17 protein-coding genes are annotated in these 12,488 nt (G+C 69.3%); 7 read left to right on the top strand and 10 right to left on the bottom strand.

What is annotated here, in order from left to right; all coding sequences use genetic code 11:
• Nucleotides 1-6: 6 nt before the first annotated feature.
• From DMB80_RS24210 to DMB80_RS24190, 5 genes are all read right to left on the bottom strand, one after another.
• On the bottom strand, nucleotides 7-456 hold the full coding sequence (locus DMB80_RS24210) for a hypothetical protein (protein ID WP_111512189.1): 450 nt from the start codon (nucleotides 454-456) through the stop codon (nucleotides 7-9).
• Between the two features lie 76 nt (nucleotides 457-532).
• Nucleotides 533-1,456 carry a CopD family protein gene (locus DMB80_RS24205; protein WP_111512205.1) on the bottom strand — a complete coding sequence of 308 codons (924 nt, stop codon included), beginning with the start codon at nucleotides 1,454-1,456 and terminating at the stop codon, nucleotides 533-535.
• Entirely contained in the window at nucleotides 1,453-2,016 is a 564-nt protein-coding gene (locus tag DMB80_RS24200) for a copper resistance CopC family protein (RefSeq protein ID WP_111512188.1), read from the bottom strand. Before DMB80_RS24200 ends, DMB80_RS24205 begins: the two co-directional genes overlap by 4 nt.
• Nucleotides 2,017-2,057: 41 nt before the next feature.
• Nucleotides 2,058-2,516: a hypothetical protein gene (locus tag DMB80_RS24195; protein ID WP_240431364.1), complete on the bottom strand. Its 459-nt coding sequence runs from the start codon at nucleotides 2,514-2,516 to the stop codon at nucleotides 2,058-2,060.
• 74 nt (nucleotides 2,517-2,590) lie between these two features.
• Complete coding sequence (locus DMB80_RS24190) at nucleotides 2,591-3,247, bottom strand: DUF6474 family protein (RefSeq protein ID WP_111512187.1); 657 nt, start codon at nucleotides 3,245-3,247, stop codon at nucleotides 2,591-2,593.
• Nucleotides 3,248-3,406: 159 nt separating this feature from the next.
• On the opposite strand from DMB80_RS24190, the gene DMB80_RS24185 reads away from it, so the two are divergent.
• From DMB80_RS24185 to DMB80_RS24175, 3 genes are all read left to right on the top strand, one after another.
• The gene (locus DMB80_RS24185) at nucleotides 3,407-4,327 is read left to right on the top strand and encodes a hypothetical protein (protein ID WP_111512186.1); all 921 of its coding nucleotides are present in this window, start codon (nucleotides 3,407-3,409) and stop codon (nucleotides 4,325-4,327) included.
• Nucleotides 4,328-4,420: 93 nt separating this feature from the next.
• Nucleotides 4,421-4,912: an ImmA/IrrE family metallo-endopeptidase gene (locus DMB80_RS24180; protein ID WP_046363343.1), complete on the top strand. Its 492-nt coding sequence runs from the start codon at nucleotides 4,421-4,423 to the stop codon at nucleotides 4,910-4,912.
• A complete protein-coding gene (locus DMB80_RS24175) occupies nucleotides 4,909-6,072 on the top strand; it encodes a hypothetical protein (protein ID WP_111512185.1) in 1,164 nt (387 codons plus the stop codon). The genes DMB80_RS24180 and DMB80_RS24175 overlap by 4 nt, the downstream gene beginning before the upstream one ends.
• 6 nt (nucleotides 6,073-6,078) lie before the next feature.
• On the opposite strand, the gene DMB80_RS24170 is transcribed toward DMB80_RS24175, so the two are convergent.
• The 3 genes from DMB80_RS24170 to sodN all read right to left on the bottom strand — a co-directional run bounded on the left by DMB80_RS24170 (nucleotide 6,079) and on the right by sodN (nucleotide 8,071).
• Nucleotides 6,079-6,477, bottom strand: a complete 399-nt coding sequence (locus tag DMB80_RS24170) for a helix-turn-helix domain-containing protein (protein WP_046363341.1) — start codon at nucleotides 6,475-6,477, stop codon at nucleotides 6,079-6,081.
• 455 nt (nucleotides 6,478-6,932) lie between these two features.
• Nucleotides 6,933-7,466 carry a peptidase gene (locus DMB80_RS24165; RefSeq protein WP_111512184.1) on the bottom strand — a complete coding sequence of 178 codons (534 nt, stop codon included), beginning with the start codon at nucleotides 7,464-7,466 and terminating at the stop codon, nucleotides 6,933-6,935.
• Nucleotides 7,467-7,636: 170 nt separating this feature from the next.
• A complete protein-coding gene (gene sodN, locus DMB80_RS24160) occupies nucleotides 7,637-8,071 on the bottom strand; it encodes a superoxide dismutase, Ni (RefSeq protein WP_046363340.1) in 435 nt (144 codons plus the stop codon).
• A 98-nt stretch (nucleotides 8,072-8,169) separates the two neighbouring features.
• Between sodN and DMB80_RS24155 the strand changes: the two genes are divergently transcribed.
• Nucleotides 8,170-8,454, top strand: a complete 285-nt coding sequence (locus tag DMB80_RS24155; protein ID WP_205538875.1) for a S24/S26 family peptidase — start codon at nucleotides 8,170-8,172, stop codon at nucleotides 8,452-8,454.
• Between the two features lies 1 nt (nucleotide 8,455).
• On the opposite strand, the gene DMB80_RS28255 is transcribed toward DMB80_RS24155, so the two are convergent.
• Nucleotides 8,456-8,614: a hypothetical protein gene (locus DMB80_RS28255; protein ID WP_162938685.1), complete on the bottom strand. Its 159-nt coding sequence runs from the start codon at nucleotides 8,612-8,614 to the stop codon at nucleotides 8,456-8,458.
• A gap of 383 nt (nucleotides 8,615-8,997) precedes the next feature.
• Here DMB80_RS28255 and DMB80_RS24150 point away from each other — a divergent pair, with 383 nt between their 5' ends.
• The 3 genes from DMB80_RS24150 to DMB80_RS24140 are packed head-to-tail and all read left to right on the top strand — an operon-like array spanning nucleotide 8,998 to nucleotide 11,286.
• Nucleotides 8,998-9,384 carry a rhodanese-like domain-containing protein gene (locus DMB80_RS24150; RefSeq protein WP_111512182.1) on the top strand — a complete coding sequence of 129 codons (387 nt, stop codon included), beginning with the start codon at nucleotides 8,998-9,000 and terminating at the stop codon, nucleotides 9,382-9,384.
• Nucleotides 9,385-9,431: 47 nt separating this feature from the next.
• Nucleotides 9,432-10,460 (top strand): DUF4328 domain-containing protein, encoded by a 1,029-nt coding sequence (locus DMB80_RS24145; protein WP_111512181.1) that lies wholly within the window; start codon nucleotides 9,432-9,434, stop codon nucleotides 10,458-10,460.
• A 4-nt stretch (nucleotides 10,461-10,464) separates the two neighbouring features.
• Nucleotides 10,465-11,286, top strand: a complete 822-nt coding sequence (locus tag DMB80_RS24140; protein ID WP_046363335.1) for a glycerophosphodiester phosphodiesterase — start codon at nucleotides 10,465-10,467, stop codon at nucleotides 11,284-11,286.
• 3 nt (nucleotides 11,287-11,289) lie between these two features.
• Here the strand turns inward: DMB80_RS24140 and DMB80_RS24135 are convergent, their stop codons facing one another.
• Nucleotides 11,290-12,357, bottom strand: coding sequence for an LCP family protein (locus tag DMB80_RS24135; RefSeq protein WP_476703727.1), 1,068 nt, complete (start codon nucleotides 12,355-12,357; stop codon nucleotides 11,290-11,292).
• Nucleotides 12,358-12,488: the final 131 nt, after the last annotated feature.

The raw sequence follows: 12,488 nt of genomic DNA, 5'->3' as shown, positions 1-12,488 counted from the left end.
GTGGCCTCAGTCGTGATTCCGCCGCGCGGCGAGCAGAACCACGACCAGCGCGAGAATGCCGGTGACGGCCGCGGCGGCCAGCGGCAGGCGAGCCGACCGGGACTCCTCCCGGCTGGCGGGTGCCGGTGCCGTGACAGCAGGGCTGGCTGTAGCCACCGTTGATTTCGCCTGTGCAGCAACCTCTTCTGCAGCGCGGGTCACATCGGCAGCGGGCTGAGGGGGAGCGACCTTCTTAGCCGGGGCCTTCTTCGCCGGAGCTTTCTTGGCGGGCACCTTCTTCGCCGGTGCCTTCTTGGCCGCGGCCTTCTTCGCAGGCACCTTCTTCGCGGGGGTCTTCTCCGGCGCTTTCTTGGCCGGCGCTTTCTTGGCCGGCGTCTTCTTGGCCGGAACAGCCGCGGCATCACCGTCGGGGGACACGGCATCCGACCGGTCTTCGGGCCGATCCGACTGGTCCATGTCACCGCTCCTTCGACTGTTCAGGCGTGTGCGTCAATTCATCATGCCAGGCCCTGCGGGGCGCCCGTCTGCCGTGTCAGGCGGTCACCGCCAGCGTCGCCGCAGCGGCCAGCGTGACCGCCATGAGCCCCAATTCCGTGTAGGCGCGGGCCCGGGAGAGCCCTGCGGTGGCCCGGTGGGCACGCGCGTCGGGCAACCAGGATGCCCGGTTGCGCCACGCCAAGGCCAGAAGGACGACCGTGAGCGCCAATTTCGCGGACAGCACCCTTCCCCACCCGGTGGTCACCAGATGCGCGGGTGTCTCGAGCACCGCCAGGCCCGCCACGACCCCACCGACGAGCAGCACGCACACGCTGACCAGTGACAGTTGCGAGAACCGCGGCAACACCCGCGCCCACTGGCCGCGGTGCGAGACCGTCAGGACCAGCGCGGCGAGCACGCCACACCACAGCGCAGCGGCGAGTGTGTGCACCGCGACAGCGATGCCGCCGAGGGCGTCCTCGCCGAGATGGCCCGTCAACGGATGACCCACGACACCGATGGCTGCCACTCCGGCGGTGACCGCAGCCACCGGCGCAGTCCTGGGCGCGAGCCCCGCCGCGATGGCGACCACCGCCGCAGCCGCGATCGTCACCAGCGCGGCCCGGCCGGGTGCGGTCTCGACGCTGAAGTCCCACACGGTGTGCAGGCCGACGTTCCCGGCGCTGCGGCCGGCAGCCTCGGCAGTCGCGAGAACGAGCCGAACCAGCTCGGCCGCCAGCCACATCGCCGAGGCGGCCAGCAGCGGTGTCGTGCCGCGCCGCAGCAGCTCGTCGCGGTATCGCCGTCCGTCGAGAGCGGGCACCACGGTCAAGCCGATGGTCACCACTGCGGCGCCGTCGGCGACCGCGCGCACCAGCGCTGCCGGAAGCCAAGCCCCCGGAAAGGCAAGCGCCCAGGCCAGGACGCACGCCGCGACGGTGACGAGTAGGCCACCCGTCACCGCCCGGCCGTGCGTCATGACCTGCGGCGGACCGCCCACACCGCACCCGCGGCGACCAGGGCGATCGCGCCGACTGCGAACGGCCACGCCGGCAGCCCCGCCGGGGCGGGCGAAGCCGGCTCAGCCTGGGGCGTGGTCGGTGCTGCTGCCGCAGGCGTCGCCGCGGGCGCTGTCGTGCCGGTCGTCACCTGGAACGGCCACGAGCCGGTGACGACGTGCCCGTCGGCTGAGGTCGCCCGGTAGTTGACGGTGTACGTGCCCGCGGGAGCACCGGGGCGAACCCCGATGCTGATCACGGCGCCGTCGACGGTCGGCGTTCCGTCGGCCCACTGTGCGCCGTCCGGGCCGACGACCGTCATCGCGGCGAACTCGGGTTGCATCGTTTCGTTGAAGGTCGCGCTGACCCGGCCGGGGGCCTGGGGCAGCACGGCGTTGTCGGCGGGATCGCTGCCGATGCGGGCGGCATGCGCCCACGCCGGACCGGCGCTGATCAGGGCGGTCAGAACGAGGACCAGTGCCGTCGCCCCCGCCGCGAGAACGTGGACGAGCCGGGGCCGCCCACGGTGAAGTGCATGCATTCGGTTGTCTGCTTCCTGTGTCGGTGGTGTCGGTGTCGGGATCAGCCCGTGACGGGCGGACCCCGATGCGACATCGACGCGGCGAGCAGCAGCTCTGCGAACAGGGGTTGGTCACCGGGAGTGAAAGGTCTCCTCGGGGCGGGGGACACCGTCGCACCCGACGGGGCTGCCGTGCGCCGCACGACACAGACGAGCATGCGGGCGAGCTGCTCGCCCACGCTGATCAGCAGGGCGCCGACGACAACTGCGGCCAGGTGCGCGACGAGCATCGCCCCGCGCGGCGCCGCCGCGTGCGGGTGGCCGACCGCGAGCACTGCGTGGCCCAGGACCTGTCCCACCGCCAGCAGCAGGGCCAGCGGGCCCAGATTCCGCGTCCGCGGCAGCGCTGTGGCCGTCGCGCCGACCGTCGCCCCGACCAGCAGCAGGCCGATGATGGCAGGGCTGACCGCGAGATGGCCACCGCCGGTGGCATGAGCCGCCAGAGACAGCGCCGTGGTCACTAGTCCTGCAGCTGCACCACGCAGCAGGACGGGTTGCCGGACGGGCGCCTCGGACACGGGGTGTGCGGCTGGGTTCAGGCCACGCCGAGGCGAGCCAGCAGATCAGCGTCGATACCGTCGAGCTGCTGGGCGATGGCGGCGTGCGCCGGCTTGCGGCGAGCGGGCGGCATGTTCTCCGCCGCGGTGACGGCGGCCGCCAGGTCGGTGAGCCGCGCGCTGATCGCCGAGGCGAACTGCTTGGTCTCGGCGTCCTTGGGCTTCTTCTCGGTGAGCTGGCGCAGCGACTGCTCGGCTCCGGCGATTCGCGCCGACAACTCGGCGCCGTGTCCGGAGAACTGCCCGAGCTGGCTGACTGGGATGCCGAGGCGATCGGCGCGACGTTCGTCGATCAGCCCCCGCGCCGAGATCGACGCGCGGTACACCAGCGGGATGACAACCGGCGCCAGCAACCGCGACACCGTCAACGCCCGGCGAATCTTGGTGGGAGTGAACAGCTTTCCCTCGCGAGCGGCTTTGAGCTGAGTTTCGGCGACCTTCAGCGCGGTGCGATCGCTGTCGCGCTGCGCGCGCAACTGCGCCCGCAGCGACTTTGAGGCGGCCTTCTGCTCTGCCTTGAAGCGACGGACCTCGTTCTTGGCCGAGAGCTTGGCCTCCAGCTTGGCCTTGGTCTTGATGGCCCGTCTCTCGGCCCTACGGACGGCGCGGGACTTACGTCGCTTGAACAGACTCATCCGCAAAGCCCTCTCCACTGTCGATCGCCGGCGCGCTGACCCACACTATCGTTCGCACCTCGGTGATGAACCGGCCGGAGGGGCAGGACCGGTTGTGCGAGAATCGAGCCTCACCCGGGGTCTACCTTCTCACCCGATACCCGGGAAGGTGGTGACGACGTGGGTCCGCGAGCGCGCAGTGTCTTTGCCGCCTGCCTGACCGTCGGCGGATTGTGGGTCGCAGGCGCCGGAGCGACGGCGTCCGCGGAACCCGCCGACACCGAGACGTCCGCGAGGCCCGCCACCTCCACCGACCGCACCGACGACCCGCCCCGGATCAATCCGCCCCCGACGATCGACGAACCGTCGACCCGTCGCGGGATCGGCACCACGTGGCGGCGCAGCCACCGAGCCGCCCTCGGGCGAGACCGCGACCCGTCTGATCCCTGCGGCGACAAAGGCGGGAAAGACTGCGGACCGGGCTGGCCGTGGCCCTGGCCCTGGCCGGGCGGTGGGCCCGACGACGATCCTGACGATCCGGAGCCACCCGGAATCCCGGCGCCGCCGGAAAGCCATGGCGGAGTCAGCGACCGACCGGCGGTGGCGCCGCGCCCCGGTGGGATCGGCGCACCCGGAGTCGGCGCACCCCAGACACGACCACCTGCCGAGTTGCCGTTCGACCCCGACGTGCTCGACGTCGTTCCCGGCGTCGGGCTGCCGGCCGCCGGAGCGGGCGCGCCGATCAGCCTTCCGGCACTGCCCGTTGTCGCACCGGCCGCAGGGGCCGGACCCGGCATCGGCGCCCCACGTGCCGTCGAGGCCGCCGCGCCACCCGCCGCACCGGCCAGGATCGCGGCCGAACCACCCCCGGCGCGACCGGTGGAGCCCGTGGAGAACGTCCTCGCCGGTCCGCCGCCGTCGGCACGCGTGGGCTACGGCGAAACGCTGCGCACCGCGGGCACCTCGCAGCTGGCCGCTCTCGCGCTTCCCGGCGTCGTCGGCATCCTCATCCTGACCGCCGCCGGCGGCGTGGTCGGCTACCGACAGGCCAAGGCCGGCCAGGTGGTTCGCGCCCGGGGCACAGCACGATTCATGAACTGAGACGATAAGCATGTCGGTACGGGGTAAGCGGCGCATAGTAAAGCTGTCGGAGTGGGGGCCCGAACGGGCAGAGACGGGCGGAAAGGGGGAGCGATGCCTGCGAGCCGGCGAGTGACCCGCGCGGTCGGGGAGGTACTCGATCTGGCCCCGCGGCACGGGGAGATCACCTTGCCGCGGTTGGTTCAGGCGGTCAGTGAGCACCGAGGCCGCACGATCGAACTGACGACGGCCGAACTCCCGCCCGGCGTCTGCGGTCAATGGCGCCAGTACGCCGATCACGACGTCTTCCTCATCCAACAGGGGCTGCCCGCCTGGGACCGGACCCTGGCCCACGAACTCGGCCACCTCGTCCTCGGACACGAGGGCATCCCCGTCACGCAAGCGGCCCGGGAAAGCACCGAGGTGGCCAGCTCGGACCTGATCGGATACATGCTCAACCAGCGCACCGGGTGCATGGGCCCCGCCGGAGAGGACGCCGAGCAGGAGGCCGAGGACTTCGCCGCACTGCTGATCTACCGGCTGGGCCGGCTGCCGTCGGATCGGTCGTCGATCGTGCAGGTGCGCCTCGGAGAGGCGTTTGGTTGATCGTCTGGGTCATCGCCGGTCTCCTGGGATTGGCGACCGGACTTCGCATCGGGTGGGCGCTGGTCAACAAGCAGTCACTGGTCAGCACCGCGATGATCCTGGCGCTGGGCAGCCTCGGCGTGGTCGCCGCGCTCAACTGGCAGCCGCTGGCCCTGCTCATCGACACGCTGGCGCACTGGCCCAACATCGCGATGGGCCTCAGCCAGGTCGCGTTGATCGGGTGTGCCGCCGGGAGCTGCGTGATGATCACGACGGTGTCGAGCCATCGATCACCCGCAGCCGCGAAGAAGATCGCAATGGTGCAGTACGGGGTGGCGACAGTGATCGCCGTGGCCAGCCTCGCCGTGTTCTTCGCGGCGGGACGCAGCACCGAGATGGCGCCGCAGGAGTATCTGCGGCGCAGCCTGGGCGCCGAGGGCGCTTCGCTGCCATGGCTGTTGCCGCTGCTCTACGTGATGCTGGCGCTGAGCTTGGTGGCGTGGGCGGGGCTGCGGCACAGCAACCGGACCCGCCGCGGGCGCGCGCTGTTCGTGTTCACCGTCGGCATCGTGCTGATCGTTGCCGCGTCGGCGTTCTTCCTGCTGCGAGCGGTCGGCACGAGCGGTCTGGTCGGGGTCGGCGCGGCCGCCACACTGCTCGGTGCGGCGATGCTCATCGTGGCCGCCGGCTCACTGCTGCCCAGCTTGGAGGACTGGTTCGGAGCGCGCCGCGAACTCCGCACGATCGGACCGATCCTGGCCGAACTCGGCCGCCGGCACCCCGACGTGGGGATCGGTGTACGACCACGCGGTCCGCTGGTGTTCCGGGTGGCCGAGCGGATGTCGCTGATATCCGACGCGCTGTTCCTCGAAGCGACGGCCGCGGCGGGTGCCCTGCGCCGGGTCGACGCCGGCTCCGGGGGAACCGACACAGACCGCGTCCGGGACGAGGACCTGGACGAATCGAGCGAGCTACAGCCACCCGACGTCACGCCGGAAGAGCAGGCCACCGCGATCGCGGCGTGGATCGCCGACCAGCACGAGTTCCCGGGCCTGCCCTGGTTACGACAGCCGGAGAGTTACTCCGACCGCGAATGGATCCTGGAAATCGCTCGTCAGTACCGGATCCTCGACTCCGGCGGGCAGAAGGCCCACCTTCGCCGGTCCGAGCCGCAGGAGTGAGGGCGGCTAAACGTCGAGGTTCTCTTTGCGTCGCAGCTCATCGACCTTCTGGACGATGTCCTGCTTCGCCTCGGCGGACAGGCCGACCGTGCGGGCTGCGATGCGGCGAACACCCTCGTCCCGCATCCCGGCAAGCAGGGTCAGCTCCTTGTCGAGCTTCTCGTAGTACTCGTCGTCGGTGAAGTACGCGGGCTTGATCCGGAAGAAGTTGGCAAGCGCGGCCATCGTGGCGACGGACGGGTTGGTTCGGTTGCCGGAACGCAACTGAGAGAGATAGGGAGCTGACATGGTGACGCCTTCGGCCTTGAGCGCCGCGATCACCTCGGCGGAGGTGTGGGGCCCACGTCCGGGCGGGTAGACGGTGTCGAACAAGCGGTTCAGGCGAGCGGCAAACGTGTTGCTCATTGGATTGACCTCCAACTACAGACGAGCGATTTTTCAGGGCGGCGTATTTGCTGATCATCGTAGCGACAGATGAGTCCACAACCAAGTGCAAACCACAGAAAAGTGAACCAGGGCTTGCGTCGCTGGTCGCCGCTACTGGTGTGAACGGCGTAGTCGGGACATCTGCCACGGGGCGGGCACGGTGCAGCTAGGCAAATAATAACGCCTGCGTAGCAAGCGTACGCGCAGGTTTTCCGAAGGCGGCGGCAGCGAGTGTGTCGCGGAGGTGGCCGGCAACGACGTCCCGTGCGCGCGGCGAACACACAATTATTTGCTGAGTGTTCGGTCGGTCACGATGTGCTCAGTGAGGTGAGCCGCGCTGCACCACCGGTGATGCGCGAACTCACGCCACCAGACGGCATCGCTGGGCGCGCGACGCTGTCAGTAGCCAATGGCAGGTGGCGAGAAGCGAACGGTCAGGCAGCCAGCAGCATCGCCAGAATGGCGGTGTCCGGGTGGCTGATCGGGTCGAGGCCGACCCTGCTCACCATCGACGTGACGGTGCCATCGGATTCGGCCTCCACCCAGGCCGCCCGGTGTTCGAGGCCCAGATGCGGGAGTCCCGGCAGCAGAACGCACCCCGATGCGGCGCCGGTGCACTCCGGCAGCGACGGGGTGGTCTCCGACGGCGGATGGAGCATCAGCAGTGCGGGCGGCTGACGCTCGGCGAAGTGTCCGGGTGCCACAGCGGCGTCGCCGACCACCGTTCCCTCGGCCACCACCAGGCCCACCGTTCCCGGCTCGGGCTCGTCGGGCAGCTCTTCTCGGGCCCCGAAGATCGTCGTCGTGGACAGCAGACCCGGCAGCGACGCCACCCGAACGGCGACCATCAGAAGCTGCGCCCACTCCTTGGTCGAGTCCGGCCACCGGCCCGAAACCACGAAACCCTTCAGGGACCCACGCGAATGAAACGGTGCGATCTCGATCGCCCGACCGGACCCGAAATCCATCTCGCCTCCCGGCATCGGTGAGCAACAGCCAGACACGTCTGTGGGTCGATTCGCTCAGGATGCGGCAGGTTGCGCCGGGCACGCAAGTGGACACGGCATATCGATACGCCGCAGACACAAACCCGGCCCGGTCGCTGAGGACCGGGCCGGGAGACGGGTGTGCGAGAGGCTCACGCAGGCGGGTAGACGCCCATCTGCTTGCCCTTGTCGGTCTGCCAGAAGATGTCGGCGATCTCGTCGATGGTCTTCAGCAGCTTCTCGGCGACCGCGGTGTCCAGCGACTTCTTGACGTCGCCGGCCCCGTGAACGCCGTCCCAGAACAGCTGGTGCAGATTCGGGAACTGCTCGAAGTGGTCCTTGGTGAAGAAGTCCGCCCACAGGACCATCAGGTGATGCTTGACCTCTTCGGCCTGGCGCTCCTTGATGATGATGGCGCGGGTCTTGAAGTGGTCGTCATCCGAATCATGGTATTTCTGAAGGGTTTTCAGGCACGAGAGAGCCTCGATCTTGGCCTGCGCGGGGTCGTACACGCCGCAGTACAGATCGCAGTGAGCGTGGGCAGGAGTGGCGTTGGAGAACACGGAGTCAAAGAGTCGATGCAGCATGGCTTTAACTTACCCTCAAGATCATGAGGCCTAACCCCGGACGGCCGGTATTTCGGCACGGCCCGCCGGTGCGCCGATTCGTGGTGGTCGAGGATTCGATGCGGCCCACGCTGTCCCCGGGTGACGGCCTGCTGGCGCTGCGGTGCGGGCGCCTCAGGATGGGCCAGCTGCGGGTGTTCCCGGACCCGTCGCGATCGTCGCGCTATCTGGTCAAGCGGGTCGGTCGGGTGCGCCGCGATGCGCGCGGTCTCATGTTCGAGGCGGTGTCGGACAACGCCGACGCGCCGGGCGTGGTCGATTCCCGAACCTTCGGGTGGGTTCCGGCGGACCGCAGCTATCGCGTGGTGTGGAGAGTCCGGCAGACCGGGCCCCCTGGGACGTGATTCAGAACAGGACGATCAGCGCGAGGACACCGAGCAGCACGAGCGCGATCACGCCGGCCCTCAAGCAGGACATCAACTGACTGCGTGTGTACGCGCGCGAAGACGACTGCCACTCCGACGGCGGATAAGCCGATCCCGGCCCTGTGGATGATTGGGCCATCAGATGCTCCTCACCTGCACGTTTGCTTCCTCCCCCACGTGCGCAACCCAGTGACATCTGTCACAGGCGAACGATGTGATCGCGATCATAACCTCATTTGTCCTACGCGGGAAAATCGATCAAACGGTGACGGGCCCGTCAACCAAATCGTTAGGCAGCCGAGACATTTCGCTCTGTTCGCTTCCTGTACTGACGGGTAGCTGTGAGTTTCCGGCACGTTTCGTGGTGTCGTCATCCACAACCCGAGCCCATGGCCTCGACAGCTGCGCTCACAGCCTGTGGATAAATCTGTGGAATCTGTGGATAGGTAGGCGGTCCGGGTCGATTTCGCTGCCGACCGGCCTCGGTGGTGCCGCCCCGCAGCAACGTGTCAGCATGGCCACATGGACGACATCGGTGTGAGGCAAGCGAACGTCGCCGAGGTACCGGCTGAGTTCGACACGGGGTTGGACACTTGGTCCGGCACCGGGTTCGACGCCGGGTCGGGTGGCCCGATCCTGCTCGACGTCCGCGAGAACGACGAGTGGCGACTCGGCCACGCGCCCGGCGCGCGTCACATCCCGATGAGCGAAGTGCCGGCCCGCATGGCCGAGATCCCGGTTGACGCCGAGCTCTACGTCATCTGCCACCTCGGTGGCCGTTCCCAGCGCGTCGCCGACTACCTCGCCGGCCAGGGCTATCAGCCGGTCAACGTCAGCGGCGGCATGGCGGCCTGGGCCGGAGCGGGCCGCCCGGTGGTGACCGACGACGGCCGTCCGGGCTCCGTCTGATTCCCGGCCTGAACCGCCCGTCCAGGCGGCGACATTAAGCTGGCCGGATGATCCAGGTGTGCTCCCAGTGCGGGACGCGGTGGAACGTGCGCGATCGGCAGCGGGTCTGGTGCCCACGCTGCCGCGGCACGCTGCTCGCTCCCGGGAGCGCGGCGCCCGCGCCGGAATGGGGTCGGCGGGACCCGGCGCCCGCGCAGCGACAGCCCACCCCCGGGTTGCCGGCCGGGTTCAAGTGGGTCGCGGTGCGGCCCGGCCCGCCTCCGCCGCCCCGTCGTCCCCGCCGCGATCTGGGCCCGACGCCCCGATACTCGGTGATCCCCAGGTGGGGGCTCGTCGAGCACTTCGACGCCCCCGCCGACGAGAAACCGGTCCGCACCGGCCCGTCCCTGACCGCGGTCCACACCACCCTCGTGGCCACGGCGGCGGTGCTCGGCGCCGCGGCGTTCGTCCACCTGATCCGCTACGTACTCCTCATCATCAACCGCACCGTGTTGCTCAATCCGTGGGTGGCCGGCATCGCCACGTGGGGCGGGGTCGCGGTGAGCGTGGTGGCGCTGTTCACCACTGTCGCCAGCCTGCTGATGCTGACCCAGTGGCTGGTGTCCCGCCGGGCCGCCGCGTACGCCCACCACGGGCACGACGATCCCCGACCGGTTTGGATGCTGCGACTGTGCTGCCTGCTGCCGGTGGTGAACCTCTTCTGGGCGCCGGTGTTCGTGCTGGAACTGGCGCAGGTCGAGGGCCGGCAGAACTGGCTGCGGCGCCCGATCTCGGTGTGGTGGGCGGTGTGGGTGGCCAGCACCGCGGTGTCGCTGTTCTCCATCGCGACCAGCTTCACCACCGATCCGCAGGGCATCGCCGACAACACGGTCACCACGATCGTCGCGTACCTGTTCGCGGCCGGCGCGCTGCTGCTGGCGCTTCAGGTGTTCCTCGGCTTCGAACGACAACCGGTCGAACGGCCGTCGAAGCGGTGGCTCATGGTCACGGCGCCTGAGCAGAAGCAACCGGGGAAAGATTCCTCTGACGATCAGGCGCGTGCGGTTGAGCCCGAAGGGCAGAACCCGGCAGCATAGCGGTATGAACTCCGGCGGGACGTCCGACGGCCACCCCTTTGTGGTGGCCCACCGTGGCGCCTCAGCCGATCTTCCCGAACACACCAGGGCGGCCTATGCGCGCGCGCTCGACGAGGGCGCGGACGCGGTGGAATGCGACGTGCGGTTGACCCGCGACGGGCATCTGGTGTGTGTGCACGACCGCCGCTTGGACCGCACGTCGACCGGTAACGGCCTGGTCAGCGACATGACGTTGGCGCAGCTGAGGGAACTGGACTACGGGTCCTGGCACCCCAGCTGGCGGGCCGACGGCAGCCAGGGTGACACCGGGCTCCTCACCCTCGATGACCTGGTGGCGCTGGTCCTGGACTGGAACCGGCCGGTGAAGATGTTCATCGAGACCAAGCATCCCGTCCGCTACGGCGCGCTGGTGGAGAGCAAGGTGCTGGCGCTGCTGCACCGGTACGGCATCGCCGCGCCCGCGTCGGCGGATCTGTCCCGCGCGGTCGTGATGTCGTTCTCCGCGGCGGCGGTGTGGCGGATCAGGCGGGCGGCACCGCTGTTGCCGACGGTGCTGCTCGGCGAGACGTCCCGCTTCCTCGGTGGCAGTGCGGCAACGACGGTCGGCGCGACAGCGGTCGGACCGTCGATCGCGACGCTGCGCGAGCATCCGGAACTGGTGGACCGGGCCGCGGCGCAGGGGCGCGCCCTGTACTGCTGGACCGTCGACCACTACGAGGACGTGCAGTACTGCCGCGACCTCGGGGTCGCGTGGATCGCGACCAACCACCCCGGCCGCACCAAGGACTGGCTGCAGAACGGTCTGACGGGCGCGGGCCGCGACTGAGCGTCAGGGATTCGAGGCGTCGAGCACGTCCTGGGGAATCGGCGTATCCGAAGCCAGCGCCGAGAACAAGCGTGTCGAGGCGTCGCTGTCCCAGACGACGATCGACCCGGAGCCGTTCTCCGTGAACTCGCCGATCGGCACCGTGATGGTCTGCAGGTCGCCGCGCAGCGCCCACCCCAGCCGCGCGAGATCCCACACGTGGTCGCCGTCGGCGACGGTGACGGTGTCCGCCGCCGCCGTGGCCATCGGGTACCAGCGCAGCGGATTGGCCAGTACCGACGGGCTCGCCGCGCGGTGCACCAGAGCGGACATGAAGGCCCGCTGGTTGGCCATCCGGTCCAGGTCGGCGCGAGGCGTGGCGCGGCTGCGGACGAAGCCGAGCGCCTGCTGCCCGTCGACGTGCTGGCAGCCGGCGGGCAGATTGATACCGGCCAGCGGGTCGTCGATCGGTTCCGGTGGGCACACCGTGACGCCGCCGACCGCATCGACGAGGCCCGCGAATCCGCCGAAACCGATCTCCGCGTAGTGGTCGATGCGCAGGCCGGTGGCCTCCTCGACCGTCTGGGTGAGCAATGCCGGGCCGCCGAGGGAGAAGGCGGCGTTGATCTTGTCGCTGTCGTATCCCGGGATGGGCACGTAGGAGTCGCGGGGGATCGACACCATCGTGGCCGGGGTGCTCGACCCGAGTCCGGGCAGATGGACGAGCAGGATCGTGTCGGTGCGGCTGTTACCCAGGTCGCCGCCCGTCGCGAGCTCGGCCTGTTGTTCGGGAGTGAGGTCCGATCGGCTGTCGGAACCCACCAGCAGCCAGGTCGTCCCGGCGCCCTGGGCGGGCCGATCGGCGTAGTCGGTCAGGGCCGGAACCCGCCGCAGCGTGGTGTCGACCCAGGCGCCGGCGCCGATCATGGCCACCACCGCGACCAGGAGTACGACGGGGATCAGACGCAGCCAGCGCCGAAGGCTGCGCTTCTTCGGCCGTTCGGATCGTGTGCGTCGTTGTGGCGGTGCCGGCGGTGCCCGCGGGCGCGCGGGGGGGTGTCTCTTATACACACCTGACGCCGCCGACGATATGCAGTGGGTAGATATCGGGTGGCGACTGCCCCTTCAACAAAAAAAAAAAAACCAACCCACGAACGTAGTGAACACAATCAAAGTCTAATAAAGAACAACACACAGAAAGAGGCACAAAGTACAGTATCATT

It is taken from the genome of Mycobacterium kyogaense, assembly GCF_003254575.1.
Classification (GTDB): Bacteria; Actinomycetota; Actinomycetes; order Mycobacteriales; family Mycobacteriaceae; genus Mycobacterium; species Mycobacterium kyogaense.
This window is presented reverse-complemented; position numbering and strand designations above follow the sequence as displayed.